Below are 24,924 nucleotides of genomic sequence, written 5' to 3' on the forward strand. Positions count from 1 at the left end.
AGAAGCGCCTGTCGGCACAATAGCGCAGGGTGGCATAACAAGGGCAGCGCTGCGGGCTGGTTGGCGGGAACTTTTCCCGACTTTCCTGTTCTATGCAAACGCTGGTTTATATCAGGCGGCTATCAAATATTGGGCCTGATAGCCAAATGACAGGCGTTTCCAGTCGGGAGCGTACAGAGGGGAGAACTTTTGATCGGGTCGCGGGTCTACTTCAACAGTGACGGCAGTGACATCGGCCAGCTCGGCGGAGGCCGGTGATGGGTGAACTGACCGATCAGCAGCTGGTCGAGCGTGTCCAGCGCGGTGACAAGCGTGCCTTTGATTTGCTGGTACTCAAATACCAGCACCGGATTCTGGCGTTGGTCACACGCTTTGTACACGACAGCCACGAAGCCCAGGATGTCGCCCAGGAGGCGTTCATCAAGGCCTATCGGGCGCTGGCGAACTTTCGCGGTGACAGTGCCTTTTACACTTGGCTGTACCGCATCGCGATCAATACCGCGAAGAACTATCTGGTTGCCCGTGGACGGCGACCGCCGGATTCGGATATCGCGGCCGAGGATGCCGAGTTTCATGAGGGTGACAGCGCCCTCAAGGACATCCAGTCGCCGGAGCGTGAACTGCTCCGTGACGAGATTGAACAGGTGGTCAAGCGGACGCTGGAACAGCTGCCGGATGACTTGCGAACCGCGCTTACCCTGCGTGAGTTCGAGGGACTGAGTTACGAGGATATCGCCGAAGCCATGGGTTGTCCGGTCGGGACGGTACGTTCGCGTATCTTCCGGGCCCGTGAGGCGATAGACAGGGCCCTAAAGCCGCTGCTCGAGGATTGAGCCGGTTATGGGGCAAATGCAGTGAGGCCATATGGCCACAGCAGAGGTACGGCAATGAGCAATCAATCCTTGCAGGAGTCAATCTCCGCCCTGATGGATGACCAGGCAGACGAGCTGGAGTTGCGGCGGGTATTGCAGCGCAGCGAGACTGATCCTGAGGTTCGGGCGACCTGGGCGCGCTATCAGGCTGCCCGGGCTGTGCTGCACAGGGAGCCCTGGCAGCCGGGGATCGATTTGAGTGCTGGTATTGCTGCAGCACTGGCTGATGAGCCGGTGCCTGCCGTGCAGCAGCCATTGTTGCAACGTCATGCTGCCGGGCTGATGCGACTCGGTGTGGCGGCCAGCGTGACGCTGGCCGTGCTGGTGGGTGTACGCATGTTCAATACGGCTGATGCGCCCCAGCCGGCGATGGTGGCCGAGCGTGAAGCCCCGGCCGCCTGGCAGGGGTCGTTGGCCACGGCACCTCTGCCTGCTGGTCTGCAGACGGTCAGCGCGCAGATTGGCGAGGAGCCGGTGCGTGCCTTGCAGCCTTCCGCCTGGCAGGAGCAGCGGCTTGAACTGTATCTGCGTGAACATGCGGAACAAAGTCAGCGAATGCCGGCAGTGCAGTTGGTTCCCTACGCGCGGGCGGCCAGTCTGGGCGATAATTGATGCGATCGATATCCAGAGGCCTTGCGGCCCTGCTGTTGTTTGCCTGCGCATCGCCGTTGATGGCCGCTGAAGAGGCCCTGGATTGGTTGCAGCGAATGCACCTTGCGGCCTCCCAGCCGTTGCAGGGCAGCTTTGTCTATGAGCGTGCCGGCAGTTTTTCCACCCACAACGTATGGCGTCAGGTCGATGCGCGCGGGCAACTGCTTGAGCGCCTGCTGCAGACTGATGGCGCACCCCTTGAGCAGGTGCGGGCAGATGGTCGTTTGCTGTGCTCCAGCAGCTTGCACACCAGTGATCTTGCCTTACCTGTGCTGGCCGATGTGCAGGATGTGCGCGGCCTGACCGACTGGTATGCGGTGCAGGTGCTTGGCAGCACACGGGTGGCCAGTCGTACGGTTACCGTTATCGGTCTGAAGCCGCGTGATGCCTTCCGTTATGCCCATGAATTGTATCTGGACAGTCACACAGGCCTGCTGTTGAAGGCGTTGATGATCAATGAGCGCAATCACCTGCTTGAGCGTTTCCAGTTTGTTGAATTGTCCGATCAGGCGCCGTCGTTGATCGCGTTGCAAGGCAGCAGTGCCTGCCTTGGGCAGCCGGGACCGTCGGCAGAGTTGCAGGCGCTTTCGCCTGGCTGGCATGCCGGCTGGCTGCCTGGCGGTTTTCGCCAGATCGGCGCGCATCAGCGCAAGGTTGGCGAGGACTGGGTCGAGGTGGTGGTTTATGGCGACGGACTGGCGCGTTTCAGCCTGTTTGTCGAGCCTGTTGATCAGCAGCTGGCTTCGGGACTTCAGGCTCAACTGGGGCCGACGCTGGCGCTAAGCCGTGTGCTTGAGCGAGGCCAGAAGCAGCCGCTGCTGGTCACCCTGATTGGTGAAATACCGACAGCGGCGGCCGAACGCATACTGGCAGGTGTCGAGCTGTTGCCGGTGACAGCGCCGTGATCGAGGAACAGGGACGGGTTATTGCCCGGGAGCCCGGTGCGGTGTGGGTGGAAACCCTGCGACAAAGCACCTGTGGCAGTTGCAGTGCACGCCATGGGTGTGGTCAGGCATTGCTGCAACGTGCCGGTGTTGGCAGTCGTCATGGACATATCCGGGTGCTGAGCGAAGAGCCCCTCACTATTGGTGAGCAAGTGCTCATTGGTGTTCCCGAACAGGCCTTGCTGCGCAGCTCCCTGCTGGTCTATCTGTTGCCACTGGGTGGTCTGTTTGCCCTGGCACTGACTGGCCAGGCAATCGGACTCTCTGAGCCGCTGTTGGTTCTGCTGGCGCTGGGCGGCCTGCTGGGTGGTCTGTTGCTGGTCCGCTTGCTTGCACACCGGGCTGCTGGTAGTCCTGAACTGCAACCACGCTTGCTCAGGCGACTGCCTGCGGCGACTCCGTCGCCTTCCTGCGCCATCGAAGTGGCTGGCCAGGCGGAGCTCTGACGTTGCCTGTTGTGAAATTCTGCAAGAATATTTGCGCGAGGAGATTAAGCATGATGTTGTCTGTGCACCGCTGGTTTTTCTCTGTGCTGGCCGTATGGCTGCTGCTATTGCCGAACGCGCAGGCGCGTGATCTGCCCGATTTTGCAAGCCTGGTCGAAGAGGCTTCGCCGGCCGTGGTCAATATCAGTACCCGGCATAATCTTTCCGTTCGGACTGGCTCGGCTACACCCGGCATGCCCGATCTGGAAGGCTTGCCACCGATTTTTCGCGAGTTTTTCGAGCGCAGTTTCCCGTTTCCGCAGTCACCGGCACCGCGTGACCGTCAGACACCCCAGTCGCTGGGTTCCGGTTTCATTATCTCGACTGACGGGTACGTGCTGACGAATAACCATGTGATCGAGGGGGCTGATGAGATTTTTGTCAGGCTATCGGATCGCCGTGAGTTACAGGCTGAGCTGGTGGGTGCCGATCCGCGCTCCGACCTGGCGCTGCTGAAGATCGAGGCGGGCAAGGGTCTGCCGGTGGTGCGTATTGGCCGTTCGGAAAGCCTGCGTCCCGGCGAGTGGGTGCTGGCTATCGGCTCGCCGTTCGGTTTCGACTATTCAGTCACAGCCGGCATCGTCAGTGCGCTGGGCCGCAGTCTGCCGAACGATAACTATGTGCCCTTTATCCAGACCGATGTAGCGATCAACCCGGGCAATTCCGGTGGGCCGCTGTTCAATCTGAAGGGCGAAGTGGTGGGCATCAATTCGCAGATATTCACCCGCTCGGGCGGTTTTATGGGTCTGTCCTTCGCGATCCCTATGGATGTTGCCATGGATGTGGTCGAGCAGCTCAAGCAGGATGGCGCGGTGCGTCGTGGCTGGCTCGGCGTGGTGATCCAGGAGGTGAACAAGGATCTGGCAGAGTCCTTCGGCTTGTCTCGTCCGGCCGGTGCGCTGGTGGCCCAGATCCAGCCGGAAGGTCCGGCGGACAAGGGTGGTCTGCGTGTGGGTGATGTGATCCTGCGCTTCAACGAGGTGGATATCGTGATGTCCTCGGACCTGCCGCATGCGGTAGGTCGTGTTCGCCCCGGTAGCCAGGCGACACTGCAGGTGATGCGCGAGGGCAAGCGGCGCAATCTGAAAATGGAAATTGGTGCCCTGCCGGAAGAGGGTGACCAGGCAATAGCAGCAGGCCAGGCGCCGGCCGTCAGCGACAACCGTCTGGGTATCAGTGTTGTCGAACTTACCGACGAGCAGAAAAAGAACCTGGATATTCGCAGTGGTGTGGTCATTCGCGAGGTACGCCAGGGTGTCGGTGCCTTGATGGGGTTACGGGTAGGTGACGTCATTACCAACCTGGACAATCAGGAGCTCGACTCGGTGCAGCGCTTCCAGCAACTGGTCAAGGCACTGCCGGTCAATCGCTCGGTCTCCATGCGCGTGGTTCGCCAGGGCCGTGCCAGCTTCATCACCTTCCGCCTGCCTGAGTAAGACATTGGCCCGACCCGCTGTTTGCCGGGTCGGGCCAATGGCGCGCCAATCCGGAATCAGGTACACTCGCCGGCTGTTTTCATGGGGCTTTCTGACCGTTCAAGCCCTGTCTGGCCTACCCGTGTCTGGATGAATCGCCTGTGAGTGACCTGAGCCATATCCGCAATTTCTCGATCATTGCCCATATCGACCATGGCAAGTCGACGCTGGCCGACCGCTTTATCCAGATCTGTGGCGGTCTCAGCGAGCGCGAAATGGAAGCCCAGGTGCTGGATTCGATGGATCTCGAGCGTGAGCGCGGGATTACCATCAAGGCTCACAGCGTGACCTTGCATTACAAGGCCGGCGACGGGCGTACCTACCAGCTGAATTTTATCGATACCCCAGGCCACGTCGACTTCCACTATGAAGTCAGCCGCTCTCTGGCTGCCTGCGAAGGTGCCTTGCTGGTGGTCGATGCGGCGCAGGGCGTCGAGGCGCAATCGGTAGCCAACTGCTACACGGCGATCGAGCAAGGGCTCGAGGTAATGCCGGTGCTGAACAAGATCGACCTGCCGCAGGCCGAGCCGGAGCGGGTCAAGGGTGAGATTGAGAGCGTGATCGGCATTGATGCCACCGATGCGGTGGTCTGCAGCGCCAAAAGCGGTCTGGGCGTCGAGGATGTGCTGGAGCGCCTGATCACCACTATTCCTGCCCCTGAAGGTAATATCGACGCGCCCCTGCAGGCACTTATCATCGACTCCTGGTTCGATAATTATCTGGGTGTGGTGTCGCTGGTGCGGGTCAAACATGGCCTTATCAAGAAAGGTGACAAGGTACTGGTCAAGTCCACCGGCAAGGTCCACCAGGTCGACAGTGTCGGTGTTTTCACGCCGAAACACAGCGAAACCGTGGACCTCAAGGCTGGCGAAGTAGGCTTTATCATTGCCGGCATCAAGGACATCCACGGTGCTCCGGTGGGCGACACCCTGACCCTGTCGAGCACGCCCGATGTGGAGATGCTGCCGGGCTTCCAGAAGGTCAAACCTCAGGTATATGCCGGTCTGTTTCCGGTCAGTTCCGATGATTTCGAGGATTTTCGTGAGGCGTTGCAAAAACTCACGCTGAACGATGCCTCCCTGCATTTCGAGCCGGAAAGCTCCGAGGCGCTGGGCTTTGGTTTCCGCTGTGGATTCCTCGGCATGCTGCACATGGAGATCATCCAGGAACGTCTGGAGCGTGAATACGATCTGGATCTGATCACCACCGCACCGACGGTAATCTTCGAAGTGGTAAAGAAGGACGGCGAGGTCATCTATGTTGATAACCCGTCGAAGCTGCCTGATCCGTCAATGATCGAGGAGATGCGCGAGCCTATCGTGCGCGCCAACATTCTGGTGCCGCAGGACCATCTGGGCAGTGTGATCACCCTCTGTATCGAGAAGCGTGGCGTGCAGCATGACATGGTGTTCCTCGGTAATCAGGTGCAGGTCACCTATGATCTGCCGATGAATGAGGTGGTACTGGATTTCTTTGACCGTCTGAAATCGGTCAGCCGTGGTTACGCCTCGCTGGATTACAGTTTCGATCGTTTCCAGCCGGCCAAGCTGGTCCGTCTGGATGTGTTGATCAACGGTGAGAAGGTCGATGCACTGGCGTTGATCGTGCATCGTGACAATGCCGCCTACAAGGGCCGCCAGTTGGTCGAGAAGATGAAGGATCTGATCCCTCGGCAGATGTTCGATGTGGCGATCCAGGCGGCCATTGGTGGTCAGGTCTGTGCCCGTTCCACGGTCAAGGCGTTGCGCAAGAACGTTCTGGCCAAGTGTTACGGTGGTGACGCCAGTCGCAAGAAAAAACTGCTGGAGAAACAGAAGGCCGGCAAGAAGCGCATGAAGCAGGTAGGCAGTGTGGAGATTCCGCAGGAAGCCTTCCTTGCCGTGCTCAAGGTCGACAACTAGGGATAATTGAACCGACATGCATCTGAACTTTCCGTTGATTCTGGTGCTGGCAACTGCCATCACCGGTCTGCTGGTGTTGCTGGATCGCCTGTGGCTGGCGCCGGGACGCCGGCGTGCCCAGGCCAACTATCAACAGCAGGTGGATGCGGTTAATCCGCTGACCCTTGAAAAGCTCGGCAAGGAGCCTGTACTGATCGAGTATTCACGCTCGTTCTTTCCGGTGTTGGCAGTTGTGCTGGTGCTGCGCTCCTTTCTGGTAGAACCTTTTCAGATTCCTTCCGGCTCCATGAAGCCGACCCTGGAGGTCGGTGATTTCATTCTGGTCAACAAGTTTGCCTACGGTATCCGTCTGCCGGTACTGGATACCAAGATTATCCCTGTGGGTGATCCGGAACGCGGAGATGTCATGGTTTTCCGCTACCCTAATGATCCGCGCATCAACTACATCAAGCGCGTGGTGGGCTTGCCGGGTGACCGGGTGGCTTATGTTGATAAGCAGTTGTTTATCAACGGTGAACAGGTGCGTACCGAACTGGTCGAGCAGTTGCAGGATGATGAGGTGCCCGCTGGCCATCCGCTGCAGGCAATGGCGCGAGTCGATGTGGTGCGCGAATGGCTTGGTGAAGACGAGCACCGCATTCGTCTGAAAAATCTGGCGCAGCCGGTATTGCCGCAGGAATGGCTGGTGCCGGAAGGGCATTACTTTATGGTGGGCGACAACCGCGACAATTCGAACGACAGCCGCTTCTGGAATGACCCGCAGATGCCGCAACAGTTGTGGGGAATGGTTCCGGACAACTATATTGTTGGCAAGGCATTTGCAGTATGGATGCATTGGCCGGATCCCAAGCTGAAAAGCCTGCCGAGCTTCTCCCGCGCTTCGCTGATTCATTGATTCGCGGGCCGGCGGCTTGCGGGCTTCATGTGTTGCAAAATCAACAAAGACAATAATCAACAACGGATGTAGAGAGGTCACAATGCGCCACACCCAGAAAGGCATGTCGTTCTTTGGCTGGCTTGCAGTAGTTACCCTGATCGTGTTCGGCATGCTGGTCGCGACCAAGCTGCTACCGATTTATATGGACCACTTCTCGCTGCGCAAGATAGTGACCTCGGTGAATGATGATGCCAGCATCAACATCCGTTCCATCCGTGACTTCCAGACGCATATCGACAAGGGCATGACGGTCAATGGCATTCGCGATCTCAAGGGGTCGGAAATTGTCACCATTGTCAGCAGCGGTACCGATACCTATAGCGTGACCATCAAGTACGAGGTGCGAGCGCCCCTGCTGCGCAGCCTTGACCTGCTGGTGCATTTCGATGAAACACACATAATCAGACCCTTAAAGTGACCAACAAGCTAGACCGACTGCAACGCAGGATTGGCTATCAGTTCAAGGACCAGGAGCTGCTGCTGCTGGCCCTTACCCACCGCAGCTTTGCCGGGCGTAATAATGAGCGCCTGGAGTTTCTCGGTGATTCCATTCTCAATTTTATTGCGGCCGAGGCGTTGTTTCAGCGCTTCCCGCAGGCCCGTGAAGGACAGTTGTCGCGCCTGCGCGCACGTCTGGTCAAGGGCGTTACCCTGGCTGAGCTCGCCAAGGGCTTTGAGCTCGGCGACCATCTGCGGCTGGGATCTGGCGAGCTGAAGAGCGGTGGTTTTCGCCGCGAATCGATTCTTGCCGACGCTACCGAAGCCTTAATTGGCGGTATCTATCTGGATGCCGGCATGGAGGCGGCGCGTGAGAGGGTACTGGCCTGGCTCGATCAGCATATCGAAGCGCTGACGCTGGTGGATACCAACAAGGACCCCAAGACCCGCTTGCAGGAGTTTTTGCAATCGCGCCAGTGCGAGTTACCCCGTTACGAGGTGATTGATAGCAGTGGCGAGGCCCATTGCCGGGTTTTCAGGGTGGATTGTCGGGTCAGCCTGCTGGGCGATCCGACGTTCGGCGAGGGCAACAGCCGGCGCCTTGCTGAGCAGCAGGCAGCCCAACAGGCACTGATCGCCCTTGGCGTGGAGAAACATAATGACTGATAGCACCAGCCGTTGCGGTTATGTGGCCCTGGTTGGCCGGCCGAATGTCGGCAAGTCGACCCTGCTCAACCATATCCTTGGTCAGAAGCTGGCAATTACCTCGCGCAAGCCGCAAACCACCCGCCACACCCTCTTGGGTATCAAGACCGAAGGGCCGGTACAGGCGGTGTATGTGGACACCCCCGGTATCCACAAGGATAACGACAAGGCGCTCAACCGCTTTATGAACCGCACGGCCACCCAGGCCCTGCGCGATGTCGATCTTGTATTGTTTCTGGTTGACCGGCTGCGCTGGACCGACGAGGACCAGATGGTGCTGGAGCGGGTGCAGAACGTACGTTGCCCGGTGATTGTGGTGGTCAACAAGGTTGACCGTCAGGAAGACAAGAGAGAGTTGTTGCCGCACCTTGAGTGGCTGAGCAAGCAGTTGCCCGAGGCTGAGGTGGTGCCGGTGTCGGCGCTGCACGGGCAGAATCTTGATCATCTGGAGCAACTGATTGCCGAGCGCTTGCCCGAGGGCGAGCACTTCTACCCGGAAGACCAGCTGACCGACCGCAGTTCGCGCTTTCTGGCAGCCGAGCTGGTGCGCGAAAAGGTCATGCGCCAACTGGGGGCGGAAATTCCCTATCAGGTCACCGTGGAAATCGAACAGTTCAGTCAGGAAGGCCCGGTGCTGCATATCCATGCGCTGATTCTGGTCGAGCGGGAAGGCCAGAAGAAGATCATCATCGGCGACGGCGGTGCGCGGATGAAGAAGATCGGCCAGGAAGCCCGTCTGGACATGCAGAAGCTGTTCGGCAGCAAGGTCATGCTGAATCTCTGGGTCAAGGTCAAGCGCGGCTGGTCCGATGACGAGCGGGCCTTGCACTCGCTTGGCTACCACTTCGACTGAGGCCGGCCATGCAGCCCGAGCTGCGCCCGGCCTGGGTGCTGCATGTGCGGCCCTGGCGCGATAGCAGTGCGCTGGTCGATTTATTCTGTCTTGACCAGGGTGTATTGCGTGCAGTCTGGCGCGGTGCCCGTGGCCGTCGTGCTCCGCAGCCACAGCCCTTTGTCCCCTTGTTGCTGGCCTTGGGCGGACGGGGTGAGCTGGCCACCGTGCACCAGGCCGAGGTTGCCGGCAGCGCACCGCGCCTGCACGGCAACGCATTGTTCAGTGGTTTCTATCTGAATGAATTGCTGTTGCGGCTGATGCCCCAGGGTGAGGCGCAGCCGCTGCTGTTTGCCGCCTACCAGTCAGTATTGCAGGCGCTGGCTGACGGACAGCCACTTGAACCCTTGTTGCGCCAGTTCGAGTGGCAGTTGCTGGAGGCGCTGGGCTATGCCTTCAGCCTCAGCCATGACACCCAGGAAGCGCCCCTGCAGTCGGATGGCAGCTATTGCTGGCAGGCTGGTGAAGGCTTGCAGCCGGTGGCCGGGCAGACCTCCCCGCAATTGTTTTCCGGGGCCGGGTTGCTGGCTTTTGCCGCCGCTGACTGGCAGCATCCACAGGCACTGCCCACGGCCAAGCGGCTGATGCGTCTGGTGCTGGCCGGGCTGCTTGGTGACAAGCCGCTGCACAGCCGGCAACTGTTTCTTTCTCTCAAGGAGTCCGACCGTGACTGATCGCGTTCTGCTGGGTGTCAACATCGACCATATCGCCACGCTTCGACAGGCGCGAGGCACCCGTTATCCTGACCCGGTGCAGGCGGCGCTGGTGGCCGAACAGGCCGGTGCTGACGGCATTACCGTGCACCTGCGCGAGGATCGCCGGCATATTCAGGAGCGCGATGTTCGGCTGCTGGCCGAGGTGCTGGAAACCCGCATGAATCTCGAGCTGGCGGTAACCGATGAAATGCTCGCATTTGCCGCAGAGATCCGTCCGGCGCATGTCTGCCTGGTACCCGAGCGGCGCGAGGAATTGACCACCGAGGGTGGTCTGGATGTGGTTGGTAACCGAGCACGGGTAAAGGCGGCTATCGAGCAATTGAGTGAGCTGGGTTGTGAGGTGTCGTTGTTTATCGATGCCGATCCACGCCAGATCGCCATGGCCCGTGAGCTGCAAGCACCAGTGATCGAGTTGCACACCGGTCATTACGCCGAGACCTCCGGTGCAGCACAGGCCGAGGCGCTGGCGCAGATCCGCAGCGGGCTGGCCGAGGCGCGTCGTCTGGGGCTGGTGGTGAATGCCGGTCATGGCCTGCACTACCACAACGTACAGCCGATTGCCGCGCTGCCGGGGATCAACGAACTGAATATCGGCCATGCGATCATTGCCCGGGCGCTGTTCAGTGGTCTGCATCAGGCGGTGGTGGATATGCGTGAGCTGATTGAGCGCGCGGCTGGCCCGCGGTGATTCGGGGTATAGGCACCGACCTGGTGCTGGTCGAGCGTATCGAGCAGGCATTGCAGCGCCATGGCGAGCGCTTTGCCCGGCGGATTCTGCAGGATAGCGAGTACCAGCGTTTTGTTACCCATCGGCAGCCGGCGCGTTACCTGGCCAAACGTTTTGCCGCCAAGGAGGCGGCTTTCAAGGCGCTGGGCACCGGCATGGCTGACGGGCTGTCGTGGCAACAGTTGCGGGTATTGAATGATGCCCGCGGTGCGCCGCTGCTGGAACTCAGTGGACGGGCCGCCGAACTGTTACAGGCCGGCGGTGGCGGACGCCTGCTGTTGTCGCTAACCGACGAACGTGATCACGCCATGGCCTTTGTGGTGTGGTCACTGGCCTGAAGCCTTGCCGGCGAAGGCCTGTCAGCTCTGCAGATTCCGGGCTTGCTGTTGCAGACGACGGATGGCCTGCAGCAGGTTGTCAATGCTGGACCGGTAATCCTTGCCCAGTTTCAGCGATTCCTCAGCTACCCGGCAACATTCACGCAACTGCGGCACGCCGCAATAGCGGGTGGCACCGTGTAACCGGTGAACCTGCTCCAGCAGTTCCGCATGCTGGTTGCCGGTGGCCAGCGCTTCGATCAGGCGGTACTCCTCGTCAAGTCCTTTCAACAGCATGTCCAGCATGTCCTGTGCCAGGTCCTGCTTGCCAGCGGCCAGTTGCAAACCTTCGTTGAGGTCGAGAACGGCAAGGATATTGTCGGTGTTCGGTGTCGAAGGTGCCGCTGTCGCTCTGCCGGTATTGGCCTGCATGGGCTCCTGGCCGGTCCACTGGCGAATACAGTGGCCCAGTTGTTCCGGAGTGATCGGCTTGCACAGATAGTCATTCATGCCGCACAGCAGCAACTGGCGACGCTCGTCAGCCAGCGCGTGGGCGGTCAGGGCGATCACGGGGACGGTCGGGCTGCCACTTTGCTGTTCACGCAGGCGCAGTTCGGCGGTAGTTTGCCGCCCATCCATGCCGGGCATCTGTACATCCATAAAGATCAGGTCGACCGGCTGGTCAGCCAGCAGTGCGAGCGCCTGCTCGCCGCTCTCGGCAGTCAGGACCCGGGCGCCCATTTCCAGCAGGAAGGTTTGGACCAGCCGCAGGTTGGCCGGGTTGTCATCAACACAGAGCACGCTCACACCGTCCACGCGTGGCAGTTGGTCGAGACTGTCCTGGCGGCTGGTGTCCGGGTGCAGCAGCCGTGAGGCTGCACGGTACAGTTTGCGGTGACAGACGGGGCGGCTCAGTGACTGGCAGTGACTCTGCGGGAGTGAGTCGAGTTCGGGATAGTGCTCATGGCTGTCGCTCAACAGCATGATGCGGCCGAGATCACGTACAGCCCAGTCTCGAGCCAGTTGAATCACATCCTGCGGGCTGAAATTGTCCAGGCGGGTGCTCAACACCACCAGATCCATCGGTGGTTGGCCGGACGGTGGCTGGCGCAGGGTTTGATCCAGTTGTTGCAGGTCGCTGAACAGCCGCAACTGAAGGCCCAGATCCTCCAGCGCGTGTTGCAATGACTGGCGCGACTGCAGGTGAGGTTCCAGCACGGCGGCACGCATGCCTTCGAAGGGGCGAACCGGCAGGTCGTCACTGACCTGTCGGGATTTGTTGAGTCGCAGGGTGAACCAGAAGTCGGTGCCCCGGCCGAGTTCGCTGTGCAGGCCGATTTCTCCCTGCATCTGTTCAACCAGACGCTTGGCAATCACCAGCCCCAGGCCGGTACCCCCGGATTGGCGGGTCAGCGAGTTGTCGACCTGACTGAAGGCGCGGAACAGTGATTTTTGCTGTTCCGCACTCAGGCCCACACCGGTGTCAGTAACGCTGATGCGCAGCAATACCTGGTGGGCATCCTCGTTTTCCAGCATGACCCTTACGCATACCGAGCCCTGGCGGGTAAATTTGATGGCATTGCTGATCAGGTTGGCGAGTACCTGCTTGATTCGCTGCGCATCGCCGCTGACCCCCAGAGGGGTATCGCGGTAGATGATACTGGCCAGTTCCAGGTCTTTCTGATGGGCGGCCGGAGCCAGCATGGTCAGCGTATCCTGAACCAGGTCGCGCAGATTGAACGGCAGGTTTTCCAGGGTCAGTTTGCCGGCCTCGATTTTCGAGAAGTCGAGAATCTCGTTGATGATCACCAGCAGGTTGTCGGCAGATTTCTCAATGGTGCCCAGATACTCCTGCTGGCGGGGATTCAGCTCGGTACGCTGCAGCAGATTGCTGAAGCCGAGAATCCCGTTCAGCGGTGTGCGCAGTTCGTGGCTCATGTTGGCGAGGAATTCCGACTTGGTGCGACTGGCTTCCTGGGCAGCCTTGCGTGCCAGATCCAGTTCGATGTTCTGCACCTCGATGGTTTCCAAGGTCTGGCGAAGATCCTCGGTAGCCTGCTCGATGTTCTGCTGCATTTCGCCCTGGGCGCTTTGCAGGGCGGCTGCCATGCTGTTGATACCGCCGGCCAGGTCATTCAGTTCGCGGCTGCCGGCATCCCGAAGGCGGATATCGAATTGCCCGCGGCTGATGTGCTGGATGGCCTGGTTCAGGCGTGCCACCGGGTCGGTGATGTGTCGTCCCAGTAAGCTGACGACCAGAGCACTGAAGCCCAGCCCGGTGATGATGGCTGCGAGCATGGCCAGAAGCGCCCGATAGCCCTGCAGTCGGGTCGGGTGCAGATCAAGCTCGACTTCCAGCCAGCCATGCAGCAGTTCGTCGGTATCGGTCAGTGGTAACAGAAAGCGCCGGCTGTGTTCGCTGGCCTGAATCTGAACGCCACTGTAGAGCGTCTGGTGATTCAGACTCAGGGTGCGGGTTGGGGGATACATCACCGGGCCACTGTGTTGCAGTTGTTGCTGTTCGGCATCATAGAGGCTGATTGCGCGTACATCGGTGTGGTTCAACGCGCGCTTGAGCAGTTGACGGGATGTTTCTTCCGAACCTTGTCGCAGGCTGTTGTAGGCCGGTGTGCGCAGATGCTCAACAGTCATCAGACCACGGTCGAGCAGTTGTTGTTCCAGCAGACTGATATGCTGCCAGCTGAAGAAGATACCCAGAGTTACTGCCAGAACACTGGCGGGAACCAGAGTCATCAGCAGCAGTCGTGCCTTTATGCCGATTTGAGTCATTGTGCAGCCTTGGCCGGGGTTTGCCGCTATCATATGCCTTTTGCCCGCCGGCTGATAAGCGCGTCGGGCGGTGTGCGCCTCTGCAGCCGACTGCAGGCCGGACAAGCGACGGAATACAACAGCCATGCACAATGAATTTCCCACCATTGCCGACTTTATCGGCAATACCCCGCTGGTGCGCCTGCAGCGGCTCCCCGGCAAGACCAGCAATACCGTTCTGGTGAAGCTGGAGGGCAACAACCCGGCCGGCTCGGTGAAGGACCGGCCGGCGCTATCGATGATCAGCGAGGCTGAGCGGCGTGGTGAAATACAGCCCGGCGACACCCTGATCGAAGCGACCTCCGGCAATACCGGGATCGCCCTGGCAATGGCGGCGGCGATCAAGGGCTACCGGATGATCCTGATCATGCCGGACAACTCCACCGAGGAACGCAAGGCAGCGATGACCGCCTACGGTGCCGAACTGATTCTGGTCAGCCGTGAGGCGAGCATGGAGGGAGCCCGTGACCTGGCGCTGCAGATGCAAGCCGAGGGCAAGGGCAAGGTGCTTGACCAGTTTGCCAACCCGGACAATCCGCTGGCGCATTACCACGGTACCGGTCCGGAAATCTGGCGTGATACGCATGGTCGCATTACCCATTTCATCAGCTCGATGGGTACCACCGGTACCATCATGGGCACTTCGCGTTACCTCAAGGAAATGAATCCGGAGATCCGCATCGTTGGTCTGCAGCCGATCGAGGGTGCCTCGATTCCCGGTATCCGGCGCTGGCCGGAGGCCTATCTGCCGAGTATTTTCGACGCCAGCCGGGTCGATCAGGTGGTGGATATGGGGCAGCAGGAGGCGGAGGCGGTGATGCGCCGTCTGGCTCGGGAAGAGGGTATTTTCTGCGGGGTTTCCTCCGGTGGTGCGGTGGCCGCCGCGCTGCGCATCTCTGCCGAGGTGGAGAACGCCGTGATAGTGGCAATCATCTGTGACCGGGGGGATCGTTACCTGTCCACCGGTATCTATCAGCAGCCATGAGTCGCCAGCGCGGCAGACCACGTCAGCCGAGTGCCGGACCGGCAGCGGTCGGTCAACGTATCGAGCTGGTGATCGAGCGGCTCAGCCATGACGGACGCGGGATTGGCCGCTGGCGCGGGGTGACCACCTTTGTCGAGGGCGCACTGCCGGGTGAGCAGGTGCAGGCGCGTGTGCAGCGCGCGCGCAGCAAGCTGGTCGAGGCGCGGCTGGAAACCCTGCTGCAGGCCATACCTGAACGGTTGACACCGCGCTGTGCGCACTTTGCCCTGTGTGGCGGTTGCAGCCTGCAGCACATGCCGGCCGGGCAACAGCTGGCGCTGCGCCGCGAGGCCCTGCAGCAGCAGTTGCAGCACTTCGCCGGGGTGCAGCCGGAGCAATGGGCCGAACCGCTGCGCGGCCCGGAGTACGGCTACCGGCAGCGCTGTCGGGTGGCCCTGTTGCCGGAAGCCGGGCGGGTGCAGGTGGGCTTTCGCCAGCGCAGCAGCAATGCGCTGGTGGAGGTTGGGCAGTGCCCGGTACTGGAGCCCCGGCTGGAGGCGTTGCTGCCCCGGCTGGCGCCGCTGTTCAACAGCCTCGACAGTCGTGCCCGGCTCGGGCATGCCGAATTGCTCGGCGGTGCAGCGCAGGCCCTGCTGGTGCGGCATATCGGTCAGCCACCGGCGGCCGACCGGCAGCGGCTGATCGAGTTTGCCGCCAGCGAGGCGATTGATTGCTGGCTGCTGGCGGGCGATCAGCCCGCCGAGTGCCTGAACAATCCGGCGGCCCGACTTGCCTATGCACTGCCAGGTCAGGGGTTGCAGCTGGGCTTTGCGCCCGGCGACTTTATCCAGGTCAATCCGCAGGTCAATCAGCAAATGGTGGCCCAGGCGCTGGAGTGGCTGGCGCCGCAGGCGGGCGAGGCTATTCTCGATCTGTTCTGCGGGGTCGGCAACTTCGCCCTGGCGCTGGCCCGTCGGGGCGCACGGGTTACCGGTATCGAGGGCAGTGCGGCCATGGTCGAGCAGGCGCAGCACAATGCGCGTGACAATGGCCTTGAAGGGTTGCACTTTTTCGCCGCCGACCTGTCCAAGCCGCTGCAGCCGGCATTGCTGCCCGGCGAATACGCTGCGGCATTGCTGGATCCGCCGCGTGATGGCGCCGAGGCGCTGGTACAGCAGCTGGCGCAGGCACAGGTACAGCGCATTCTCTATGTATCCTGCAATCCGGCGACCCTGGCGCGTGATGCCGGGCTGCTGGTTGCCGAGGGCTATCGATTGCAACGGATTGGTCTGCTGGACATGTTCCCGCAGACCGCGCATGTCGAGGCCATGGCCTTGTTTTGCCGTGCAGGCATCAAGCAGCGAGGAAGTAACTGATGGTTCAGGTCAGGGCGCAGCAACCGGTCAATACCGATGGCAGCATCAATATTCACGTCTGGCTGGAGCGCATCCAGCAGCGCGTGCCGCTGACCTCGCCGGCGGTGCTGCTGGAGGCCTGCGAGTGGGCGCGCGACCTCGAGCGTCAGGCGATTGCCGCCGAGAACTTCTGGGCCGAGGGTGCCAGCAGTTTCCGCACCGGTCTGGAAATGGCCGAGATCCTTGCCGACCTTAAGCTGGATCAGGATTCGCTGGTGGCGGCGGTGATCTACCGCGCGGTGCGCGAGCGGCAGACCGATCTGGCCGAGGTTGAACACCGTTTTGGCGAGGTTGTGGCTGGGCTGGTGGACGGGGTGCAGCGGATGGCGGCGATCAGCGTATCGCAAAATCCGGCGCGGGCCACCGCCTTCAGCCCGCAGGCGCAGGTGGAAAACCTGCGACGCATGCTGGTAACCATGATCGACGACGTGCGGGTGGCGCTGATCAAGCTGGCCGAGCGTACCTGTGCCATCCGTGCGGTCAAGAACGCGCCGGAGGAAAAGCGCTACCGGGTCGCCCGCGAGGTGTTCGACATCTATGCGCCGCTGGCTCACCGGCTGGGGATCGGTCATATCAAGTGGGAACTGGAAGACCTGTCGTTCCGCTACCTGGAGCCGGACCAGTATATGCAGATTGCCCGGCTGCTTGATGAGCGCCGGCTGGATCGCCAGCAGTACATTGACACTGTCATGCAGCAACTGCGCGATTCGCTGGAGGAGGCCGGCATCGAGGCCGATATCAGCGGCCGTGCCAAGCATATCTATTCGATCTGGCGCAAGATGAAGCGCAAGGGCATCGACTTCAACCAGGTGTATGACGTGCGCGCGGTGCGCATCCTGGTCGAACGGTTGCCGCACTGCTATGCGGTGCTCGGTGTGGTGCACAGCCTGTGGCGGCACATTCCCAACGAGTTCGACGACTATGTCGCCAATCCCAAGGAAAATGGCTACCGATCGCTGCATACCGCGGTGGTCGGCCCGCAGGGCAAGGTGCTGGAAGTGCAGATCCGCACCCGCAATATGCATGAAGAAGCGGAGCTGGGCGTCTGTGCGCACTGGCGTTACAAGGGCACCGATGTGGATACCGCCTCGAATGCCTACGAAGACAAGATTGCCTGGCTGCGCCAGGTGCTTGAATGGCACGAGGAGATGGGCGATATCGGCGGTCTGGCCGATCAGTTGCGGGTCGATTTCGAGCCGGATCGTATCTACCTGTTCACCCCGGACGGCCATGTGCTCGACGTACCCAAGGGCGCCACGCCGCTGGACTTTGCCTACCGCATTCATACCGAGATCGGCCACAACTGCCGGGGCGCCAAGGTCAATGGCCGCATAGTGCCGCTGACCTATGTGCTGCAGACCGGCGAGCAGGTGGAGATCATTACCGGCAAGCAGGGCGGACCAAGCCGCGACTGGCTGAATCCCAACCTCGGCTACCTGAATACCTCGCGGGCGCGGGCCAAGGTGCAGGGCTGGTTCAAGCAGCAGGCCCGTGAACAGAATGTGCAGGCCGGCAAGCTGATGCTCGAGCGCGAGCTGACCCGGCTGGCGCTGAACGGTGCCGACTATGCCCAGTTGATCGATCGTCTGGGCATCCGCACCCAGGAGGACCTGTTTGCTGCGGTCGGCTCCGGTGATCAGCGACTGGCCCACGTGGTGAATGTTGCCCAGCAACTGGTCGAGCCTGAAGCCCATAGCGAGCAGCTGGAATTGTTGCCGCGACGTTCCTCGCGGCCACCCAGCGATCGGCGTGGCGATGTGCATATCCAGGGCGTCGGCAACCTGCTGACCCAGTTGGCCGGTTGCTGCCAGCCGGTGCCGGGCGATCCGATCATCGGCTACATCACCGTCGGTCGCGGTGTCACCGTGCACCGCGCCGACTGTGCCACCGCCATGCAGCTGCAGGACCGCGAATCCGAGCGGCTGATAGAGGTCAGCTGGGGGCGGGAGCCGGTGCGTACCTACCCGGTGGAGATATCCATTCGCGCCTATGATCGCTCGGGGCTGCTGCGTGACGTCTCGCAATTGCTGGCCAATGAAAAGCTCAATGTGCTTGAGGTCAGTACCCGTACCAACAAGGATGACAACAGCGCGCTGATGCTGCTGACCGTGGAGATTCCCGACCTGCAGTTGCTTGGCCGGTTGCTCGGCCGGATCGGCCAGTTGCCGAATGTCATCGAGGCGCGGCGCAACCGCCAGGAGGGCCGGCGCTGATGCACGGCATCGACGACCTGCTGTTATTGATGCGTCGCCTGCGTGACCCGCAGACGGGCTGTCCCTGGGATCTGGAACAGAGCATTGCCAGTCTGGTGCCGCATACCCTGGAGGAGGCCTACGAGGTGGCGGATGCCGCAGCACAGGGTGACCTCGGCCAGCTGCGTGGCGAACTGGGCGATCTGCTGTTTCAGGTGGTGTTCTATGCCCAATTGGCCAGCGAGCAGGGCAGTTTCGACTGGTCAGCGGTGGTCGATGGCATAGTCGGCAAGCTGCTGCGCCGACATCCCCATGTATTCCCCGATGGCCAGCTGCATGGCAATCCTGCGCGGCCCGGGCTGCAGTCTGCCCAGGTGGCCGAGCGCTGGGAGCAGATCAAGGCCGAGGAGCGCGCCGGGCAGGCACAGGCACCTGAGCAGCTGTCGCTGCTGGATGATGTACCGCTGGCGCTGCCCGCCCTGAGCCGTGCGCAAAAGCTGCAAAAGCGTGCTGCCAGCGCCGGTTTTGACTGGCCCGAACTGGCCCCGGTGCTGGACAAGCTGGATGAGGAGCTGGCCGAGCTGCGCGAGGCACTGGTAGCCAATCAGCCGGAGCGGATGGCCGCTGAGCTGGGTGATCTGCTGTTCAGCGTGGTCAATCTGGCGCGGCACCTGCAAGTGAATGCCGAGGCCGCGCTGCGCGGCTGCAACCAGCGCTTCGAGCAGCGCTTTCGTTATATCGAGTCCCGTCTGCGGGAAGCCGGCGCCCGCGTCGAGGGCAGTTCGGCGGCACAGCTGGATGCCCTGTGGAATCAGGCCAAGGTAGAAGGCCTGTAGTCTCCCGGGGACTTGCAAGATCACTGGAGCATGGCCATGCTGAGGCTTCCATGTATGCTGCCGGAGCCCTGCCATGCCCGAGATAGATGCCCGCCTGCGCGATGACGTTCACCAGCTCGGCGAGTTGCTGGGCAATGTGATTCGGGAACACCTTGGCGAAGACTTCCTGCAGCGCATCGAGCGTATCCGCCTGGGCGCCAAGCGCAGTCGCCGGGATGCCGCCGACGGCCAACGGGCACTACTCTCCGAGCTGCATGGCATCCCTGATGACCAGTTGCTCCCGGTATGCCGGGCCTTCAACCAGTTCCTCAATCTGGCCAATATTGCCGAGCAGCACCACCGCATCCGTCGGCGTGGCTGCGATGAGGCGTTGCCGTTCGAGGACGTCTGTGTCGATCTGCTGCTGCAACGTTTACTGCATGAGGGGCATGCACCTGAGCGGCTGGCCGCCGAGGTGGCTGCGCTGGATATCGAACTGGTGCTGACTGCCCATCCGACCGAGGTCAGTCGCCGCACACTGATCCAGAAATATGATGCGATTGCCGCCGAGCTGGCGCGCGCCGATCACCGTGACCTGTGCACCAGCGAACGTCAGGCGCTGCGCGATGCCCTGGCATGTTTGATCAGCGAAGCCTGGCATACCGATGAAATCCGCCGTAGCCGCCCGACCCCCGTGGACGAGGCGAAATGGGGTTTTGCAGTTATCGAGAATTCCCTGTGGCAGGCGGTTCCACAGTTTCTGCAGCGACTCGATCAGTCGCTGCAGGCGGTCGGAGCCGCGCCGCTGGCGCTTGAGGCAGCACCGATAGGCATCGCCTCCTGGATGGGCGGCGACCGCGACGGCAACCCCAACGTCACCGCGCCGGTAACCCGTGAGGTACTGCTGCTGGGACGCTGGATGGCCGCCGATCTGTACCTGCGTGATATCGAACAACTGATCTCGCAGTTATCGATGCAGCAGGCAACGGATGAACTGCTGGCGCTCAGCGGTCCTTCCTTTGAACCTTACCGGGTGATTCTCAAGCAGTTGCGTGCGCGTTTGCTGGCCACCCGCGACTGGGCGCAGGCGGCGCTGGATGCCGAGCTGGAGCCGCCAACCGAGGTGTTGCAGAACCTCGAACAGCTGCGTCAGCCCTTGTTGCTGTGCCACGCCTCGCTGCTCGCCTGCGGCATGCAGCGGATCGCCAATGCCGCCCTGCTGGACACCCTGCGCCGGGTCAGTGCCTTTGGACTTGGGCTGGTGCGGCTGGATATCCGCCAGGATGCGGCCAGACACGCTGCGGCCCTCGGCGAGCTCACCGAATACCTCGGACTGGGCCGTTATGACCTGTGGGACGAGTCGCAGCGCTGCGACTTTCTGCTGAATGAGCTGGCCGGGCGCCGGCCCTTGCTGCCACCACGCTGGCAGCCCTCGGCGGAAACCGCCGAAGTGCTGGCAACCTGCGCGGTGGTGGCGGCGCAGCCGGCCGAACTGCTCGGCAGTTACGTGATCTCCATGGCCGGTCAGGCCTCCGATGTGCTGGCGGTGCGGCTGCTGCTGAAAGAATCCGGGGTTGACTGGCCGATGCGCGTGGCCCCGCTGTTCGAGACACTGGATGATCTGCAGCGTGCCGAAGCGGTGGTTGATCGTCTGCTCGGGCTGCCCGGTTACCGGGAACTGGCCGGTGACCAGCAGGAGGTGATGATCGGCTATTCGGATTCGGCCAAGGACGCCGGTGCGCTGGCGGCCGGCTGGGCCCAGTACCGCGCCCAGGAGGCGCTGGTGGCAGTGTGCGCGCGGCATGGCGTGCGCCTGCGGCTGTTCCATGGGCGTGGGGGCACCGTCGGCCGCGGCGGGGCGCCGGCGCACATGGCGATCCTCTCGCAGCCACCGGGTTCGGTAAAGGGGCAACTGCGGGTAACCGAGCAGGGCGAGATGATCCGCTTCAAGTTCGGCCTGCCGTGGATTGCGGTGCAGAGCCTGCAGCTGTACCTGAGTGCGGTGCTGGAGGCGACCCTGTTGCCACCGCCGGCACCACGCCCCGAGTGGCGCGAACTGATGCAGCAGCTGGCGGATCGTTCGGTTCAGGTGTATCGCGGCGTGGTGCGCGAGGAACCGCAGTTTGTCGAGTATTTCCGCCAGGCCACCCCAGAGCAGGAGCTGGCCCGTCTGCCACTCGGCAGTCGTCCGGCGAAACGCCGGGTGGGCGGCGGTATCGAGAGTTTGCGGGCGATTCCCTGGATTTTTGCCTGGACCCAGACGCGGCTGATGCTGCCGGCCTGGTTGGGGGCCGGGCAGGCGCTGGCCGAGCTGATCGAGGCCGGTGAGGTGGAGCGGCTGCGGGAAATGATGCAGGACTGGCCATTTTTTCTGGCGCGGGTCGAGATGCTGGAGATGGTGTTGTCCAAGGCCGATGCCGGGATTGCCCGCTTCTATGAGGAGCGACTGGCCGATGCTGACCTGTGGCCATTGGGTGAGCGTCTGCGGACGGCGCTGGCGAATGCCGTGCAGGTGATTCTGCAACTGCGCGACAGCGAGCGTCTGCTGGCGCATAATCCGGCGCTGGGCGAGTCGGTGGCCATCCGTAACCCTTATACCGACCCGTTGCACCTGCTGCAGGCCGAGCTGATGGCGCGTACCCGCAGTCAGGGCGAGGCGGCTGATCCCTCTCTGGAACGGGCCTTGTTGGTGACCATGGCCGGCATTGCTGCCGGTATGCGCAATACCGGCTGAGCCTGCGACCAAGGTCTTGCTTGTGCTGCAAGACCTTGGCGTGTATTTTGAACGCCCATTTTTATTACCGAATTTGTGTGACCTGTCACAAAATCCCGGCATGTGACCGCGGACAGGCACTTGCCCATCTTGCCCGTTTCCTCAAGGGCAATATGGGCCACGGTTTCGTTTAACGAGGAGTTGCCATCATGCGAGTCATTCTTTTGGGCGCCCCCGGCGCAGGCAAGGGCACCCAGGCCCAGTTTATCTGCCAGCGCTTCGGTATTCCGCAGATTTCCACCGGTGACATGCTACGTGCCGCGGTCAAGGCCGGCAGCGAACTGGGCAAGCAGGTCAAGGAAGTCATGGACAGCGGCGGACTGGTGTCCGACGGGCTGATCATCGGTCTGATCAAGGACCGTATCGCTCAGGATGACTGCGCCAAGGGCTTCCTGTTTGACGGTTTCCCGCGCACCATTCCGCAGGCCGAGGCACTGGTCGAGGCCGGCGTCGAGCTGGACTGCGTACTGGAAATTGCCGTGGACGACGAGGAGATTGTCTCGCGCATGTCCGGTCGCCGTGTACACCCGGGTTCCGGTCGGGTCTACCACGTGCAGCACAATCCGCCGAAGGTGGATGGCAAGGATGATGTGACCGGTGAGGACCTGATCCAGCGTGATGATGATCAGGAAGCCACGGTCCGCAAGCGTCTGGACATCTACCACAGCCAGACCAAGCCGCTGGTGGATTTCTACCAGAAGCTGTCCGCCGACAAGGGCACGCCAAAGTACGCCTGTGTCGAGGGTGTCGGTAGCGTCGACCAGATCACTGCCAAGGTACTGGCTGCGCTGTCCTGATCGCTTTGCCTGAAACAACCCGTGCCGCCTTCGGGTCGCACGGGTTTTTCGTTTTGGCTACAATCGCCGCCTGATCTGACCACCGGATTTTCCCCATGACCACGCTGCTTGCCCTGGATACCGCCACCGAAGCCTGTTCGGCTGCCCTGTTGCATGAGGGGCGCCTGTTGCAGCGCTTCGAGGTGATCCCGCGCATGCACGCCCAGCGCCTGCTGCCGATGCTCGAGGAGCTGCTGGCCGAGGCCGGTTTGCCATTGTCGGCGGTCGATTGTTTGGTGTTTGGGCGCGGTCCCGGGGCCTTTACCGGGGTGCGGATTGCCACCGGACTGGTGCAGGGGTTGGCTTTCTCGATTCAGCGGCCGGTGATTGCAGTCTCCGATCTGGCGGCACTGGCGCAGCAGGCCTGGCGTGTGCACGGCGCCGAGCGGGTGGCGGCGGCGATTGATGCGCGGATGGACGAGGTGTACTGGGGCTGTTACCAGCAGCAGGACGGGGTGATGCAGCTGTGCGGGCTGGAGGCGGTATTGCCGCCTGAGCAGGTCGAGCTGCCGCGTGGCTTCGCCGATTGCTCTGGTGCCGGCACCGGTTGGCAATATGCCGGGCGACTGGCGGTCAGTGCCAGTCAGAGCTGGCCGCAGATGCTGCCCGATGCGCGCGATTTGCTGGATCTGGCACTGCCCGAGTGGCAGGCCGGTCGGGTGCTGGATGCTGCCGATGCGCAGCCGGTATATCTGCGTGACAAGGTGGCGACGCCCAAGGCGCGTCCCTGAGCTGGCTTGCTGCTATCGGCGAGCTGGCATAGACTGATCAGGAATCTCACTGGAACCCGCACATGCGTCTGGACGGTTTCTCACCCTGGAACGGACTGGCTGATCGCAGTCCCCGCGCTGTTGTCGCGCCGCCCAACAGTGAGCCGACGCGCGCCGGTCAAACCGCGCCTGCTGCGCCCGCCGAACCACCCCGCAACCTTGCGCCGCGCGCCCTGAGTGCCAGTGCGCCGAGTGCCGAATATATCCCGGCGCGGCGTGACAGCGCACCGCCGGTCTACGGCAAGGGTGCCCAGGCACTGGCCAGTTATCAGGCGACGGCCCAGTTGCCGCTGGATGAGGCCGCCGACACCGTATTCGGCCTCGATCTGTACGCCTGAAGCCTTCCTTCCTAAGCCCTGCCAGCCAGTAGCAGATCAGCCGCCATGCCTTCACTGCCATCATGGCGGGTGAAGCTGCCGGTCTGGGCGATGCTGTCGTAGGTATTCAGGGCAATCCGGGTGTTGCGGTAGTCGAGGCTGATGCTGGCTACGCCGGCGTCCTTCAGGCCCTGTAGTTGCTGGCTGCCATCACTGGCAAAGCGCAGTACCTGCAGTTGCTGGTAAATCTGATCATTGGCATCGATGCGGCCGTCGCGGTTGTCATCAAAGCGCGCCAGTTCCTCGAAGCCGTTGGCGGCGCCGTGCTGGTCGCCAAACAGTTCGCGGCCGTCATCAATGCGTCCGTTGCCATTGCGGTCGAGCGCCAGCAGCACGGCATCGCCGAGCGGAACGCTGAGTTGTTCGGCTTTGCCGTCGGCGTTCAGGTCAAAGCGTACGCCGGCGTCGATGCCGGAGGTGCGGATGCCGCGTCCGCTCAGGTCCAGTACCAGCGGGTCGGTGACCTGGGGTTCGGGGTTGGCGCGCACTTCCAGATTCAGGCTGCGCTGTTCGATCATCTGCAGGGTCGCGTCTACCTGCTGGACCTGGCTGACGGCGGTCTGCTCGGTGGGCGGGCTGTCGGTGGCCTTGGCCTGCTGCTCCTTGATGTCGATTTTCAGGGCATTGCGCAGGATCTGGAAATCCTTGTCCTCATCCATGCGCCGCCGGACTTCATCGCGCAGGTCGCCGTCACGCGCGGGCGTGATGGTCTGACTGGCGGAGGGCAGGGCATTCAGCATCGGGTACACTCGCATTCTGCCAAGGGCAGCTCAGGTCGATGGCTACTGTATCGGCTGGCAAAGTGATGGCTTTAGTCATGCTGGCTAAATTATATGGCTTGGTTGCCGATGGCGGGTTCTGGACCGTGCCCAGCCATGGATGGCTGGGCGCGA

23 protein-coding genes are annotated in these 24,924 nt (G+C 61.9%); 21 read left to right on the plus strand and 2 right to left on the minus strand.

Translation table 11 applies throughout. The annotated features are described in order from the left end of the window. The first annotated feature begins 257 nt into the window (after window positions 1-257). The 13 genes from rpoE (at window position 258) to acpS (ending at window position 11,081) form a co-directional block, all read left to right on the plus strand. Window positions 258-833, plus strand: coding sequence for an RNA polymerase sigma factor RpoE (gene rpoE / locus BMZ23_RS00310; protein ID WP_425431645.1), 576 nt, complete (start codon window positions 258-260; stop codon window positions 831-833). Between the two features lie 54 nt (window positions 834-887). Further along, window positions 888-1,484, plus strand: a complete 597-nt coding sequence (locus tag BMZ23_RS00315; RefSeq protein WP_093471190.1) for a sigma-E factor negative regulatory protein — start codon at window positions 888-890, stop codon at window positions 1,482-1,484. Continuing rightward, window positions 1,484-2,428 (plus strand): MucB/RseB C-terminal domain-containing protein, encoded by a 945-nt coding sequence (locus BMZ23_RS00320; RefSeq protein WP_093471191.1) that lies wholly within the window; start codon window positions 1,484-1,486, stop codon window positions 2,426-2,428. Before BMZ23_RS00315 ends, BMZ23_RS00320 begins: the two co-directional genes overlap by 1 nt. Further along, entirely contained in the window at window positions 2,425-2,913 is a 489-nt protein-coding gene (locus BMZ23_RS00325; RefSeq protein WP_093471192.1) for a SoxR reducing system RseC family protein, read from the plus strand. The genes BMZ23_RS00320 and BMZ23_RS00325 overlap by 4 nt, the downstream gene beginning before the upstream one ends. 50 nt (window positions 2,914-2,963) lie before the next feature. After that, complete coding sequence (locus BMZ23_RS00330) at window positions 2,964-4,388, plus strand: DegQ family serine endoprotease (RefSeq protein WP_093471193.1); 1,425 nt, start codon at window positions 2,964-2,966, stop codon at window positions 4,386-4,388. 140 nt (window positions 4,389-4,528) lie between these two features. Continuing rightward, window positions 4,529-6,328, plus strand: coding sequence for a translation elongation factor 4 (lepA, locus tag BMZ23_RS00335; RefSeq protein WP_093471194.1), 1,800 nt, complete (start codon window positions 4,529-4,531; stop codon window positions 6,326-6,328). Window positions 6,329-6,344: 16 nt separating this feature from the next. After that, a complete protein-coding gene (lepB, locus tag BMZ23_RS00340) occupies window positions 6,345-7,223 on the plus strand; it encodes a signal peptidase I (RefSeq protein WP_093471195.1) in 879 nt (292 codons plus the stop codon). Between the two features lie 82 nt (window positions 7,224-7,305). Further along, window positions 7,306-7,683: a DUF4845 domain-containing protein gene (locus BMZ23_RS00345; RefSeq protein ID WP_093471196.1), complete on the plus strand. Its 378-nt coding sequence runs from the start codon at window positions 7,306-7,308 to the stop codon at window positions 7,681-7,683. Beyond that, complete coding sequence (gene rnc / locus BMZ23_RS00350) at window positions 7,680-8,369, plus strand: ribonuclease III (RefSeq protein WP_093471197.1); 690 nt, start codon at window positions 7,680-7,682, stop codon at window positions 8,367-8,369. The genes BMZ23_RS00345 and rnc overlap by 4 nt, the downstream gene beginning before the upstream one ends. Then, window positions 8,362-9,261, plus strand: a complete 900-nt coding sequence (gene era, locus BMZ23_RS00355) for a GTPase Era (RefSeq protein WP_093471198.1) — start codon at window positions 8,362-8,364, stop codon at window positions 9,259-9,261. The genes rnc and era overlap by 8 nt, the downstream gene beginning before the upstream one ends. 8 nt (window positions 9,262-9,269) lie before the next feature. Next, window positions 9,270-9,974: a DNA repair protein RecO gene (recO, locus tag BMZ23_RS00360; RefSeq protein ID WP_093471199.1), complete on the plus strand. Its 705-nt coding sequence runs from the start codon at window positions 9,270-9,272 to the stop codon at window positions 9,972-9,974. Then, window positions 9,967-10,704, plus strand: coding sequence for a pyridoxine 5'-phosphate synthase (gene pdxJ / locus BMZ23_RS00365; protein WP_093471200.1), 738 nt, complete (start codon window positions 9,967-9,969; stop codon window positions 10,702-10,704). Before recO ends, pdxJ begins: the two co-directional genes overlap by 8 nt. Continuing rightward, entirely contained in the window at window positions 10,701-11,081 is a 381-nt protein-coding gene (acpS, locus tag BMZ23_RS00370) for a holo-ACP synthase (RefSeq protein ID WP_093471201.1), read from the plus strand. Before pdxJ ends, acpS begins: the two co-directional genes overlap by 4 nt. A 21-nt stretch (window positions 11,082-11,102) precedes the next feature. Here the strand turns inward: acpS and BMZ23_RS00375 are convergent, their stop codons facing one another. Next, complete coding sequence (locus BMZ23_RS00375) at window positions 11,103-13,814, minus strand: response regulator (protein WP_245748074.1); 2,712 nt, start codon at window positions 13,812-13,814, stop codon at window positions 11,103-11,105. Window positions 13,815-13,974: 160 nt separating this feature from the next. Between BMZ23_RS00375 and cysM the strand changes: the two genes are divergently transcribed. From cysM to BMZ23_RS00415, 8 genes are all read left to right on the plus strand, one after another. Further along, a complete protein-coding gene (gene cysM / locus BMZ23_RS00380) occupies window positions 13,975-14,874 on the plus strand; it encodes a cysteine synthase CysM (protein ID WP_093471203.1) in 900 nt (299 codons plus the stop codon). Next, window positions 14,871-16,229, plus strand: a complete 1,359-nt coding sequence (gene rlmD, locus BMZ23_RS00385; protein WP_093471204.1) for a 23S rRNA (uracil(1939)-C(5))-methyltransferase RlmD — start codon at window positions 14,871-14,873, stop codon at window positions 16,227-16,229. The genes cysM and rlmD overlap by 4 nt, the downstream gene beginning before the upstream one ends. Next, complete coding sequence (relA, locus tag BMZ23_RS00390; RefSeq protein ID WP_093471205.1) at window positions 16,229-18,481, plus strand: GTP diphosphokinase; 2,253 nt, start codon at window positions 16,229-16,231, stop codon at window positions 18,479-18,481. The genes rlmD and relA overlap by 1 nt, the downstream gene beginning before the upstream one ends. Continuing rightward, window positions 18,481-19,296 carry a nucleoside triphosphate pyrophosphohydrolase gene (gene mazG / locus BMZ23_RS00395; RefSeq protein ID WP_093471206.1) on the plus strand — a complete coding sequence of 272 codons (816 nt, stop codon included), beginning with the start codon at window positions 18,481-18,483 and terminating at the stop codon, window positions 19,294-19,296. The genes relA and mazG overlap by 1 nt, the downstream gene beginning before the upstream one ends. Window positions 19,297-19,369: 73 nt before the next feature. Next, a complete protein-coding gene (gene ppc / locus BMZ23_RS00400) occupies window positions 19,370-22,009 on the plus strand; it encodes a phosphoenolpyruvate carboxylase (RefSeq protein ID WP_093471207.1) in 2,640 nt (879 codons plus the stop codon). Window positions 22,010-22,197: 188 nt separating this feature from the next. Next, a complete protein-coding gene (adk, locus tag BMZ23_RS00405) occupies window positions 22,198-22,845 on the plus strand; it encodes an adenylate kinase (RefSeq protein WP_093471208.1) in 648 nt (215 codons plus the stop codon). Between the two features lie 95 nt (window positions 22,846-22,940). After that, a complete protein-coding gene (gene tsaB, locus BMZ23_RS00410) occupies window positions 22,941-23,615 on the plus strand; it encodes a tRNA (adenosine(37)-N6)-threonylcarbamoyltransferase complex dimerization subunit type 1 TsaB (RefSeq protein WP_093471209.1) in 675 nt (224 codons plus the stop codon). 62 nt (window positions 23,616-23,677) lie between these two features. Next, window positions 23,678-23,992: a hypothetical protein gene (locus tag BMZ23_RS00415; protein WP_093471210.1), complete on the plus strand. Its 315-nt coding sequence runs from the start codon at window positions 23,678-23,680 to the stop codon at window positions 23,990-23,992. 11 nt (window positions 23,993-24,003) lie between these two features. Here BMZ23_RS00415 and BMZ23_RS00420 read toward each other — a convergent pair whose 3' ends face one another. After that, the gene (locus BMZ23_RS00420; RefSeq protein ID WP_093471211.1) at window positions 24,004-24,771 is read right to left on the minus strand and encodes a hypothetical protein; all 768 of its coding nucleotides are present in this window, start codon (window positions 24,769-24,771) and stop codon (window positions 24,004-24,006) included. Window positions 24,772-24,924 lie beyond the last annotated feature (153 nt).

Origin of the sequence: Halopseudomonas yangmingensis (assembly GCF_900114825.1) — a bacterium.
GTDB classification, from domain to species: Bacteria; Pseudomonadota; Gammaproteobacteria; order Pseudomonadales; family Pseudomonadaceae; genus Halopseudomonas; species Halopseudomonas yangmingensis.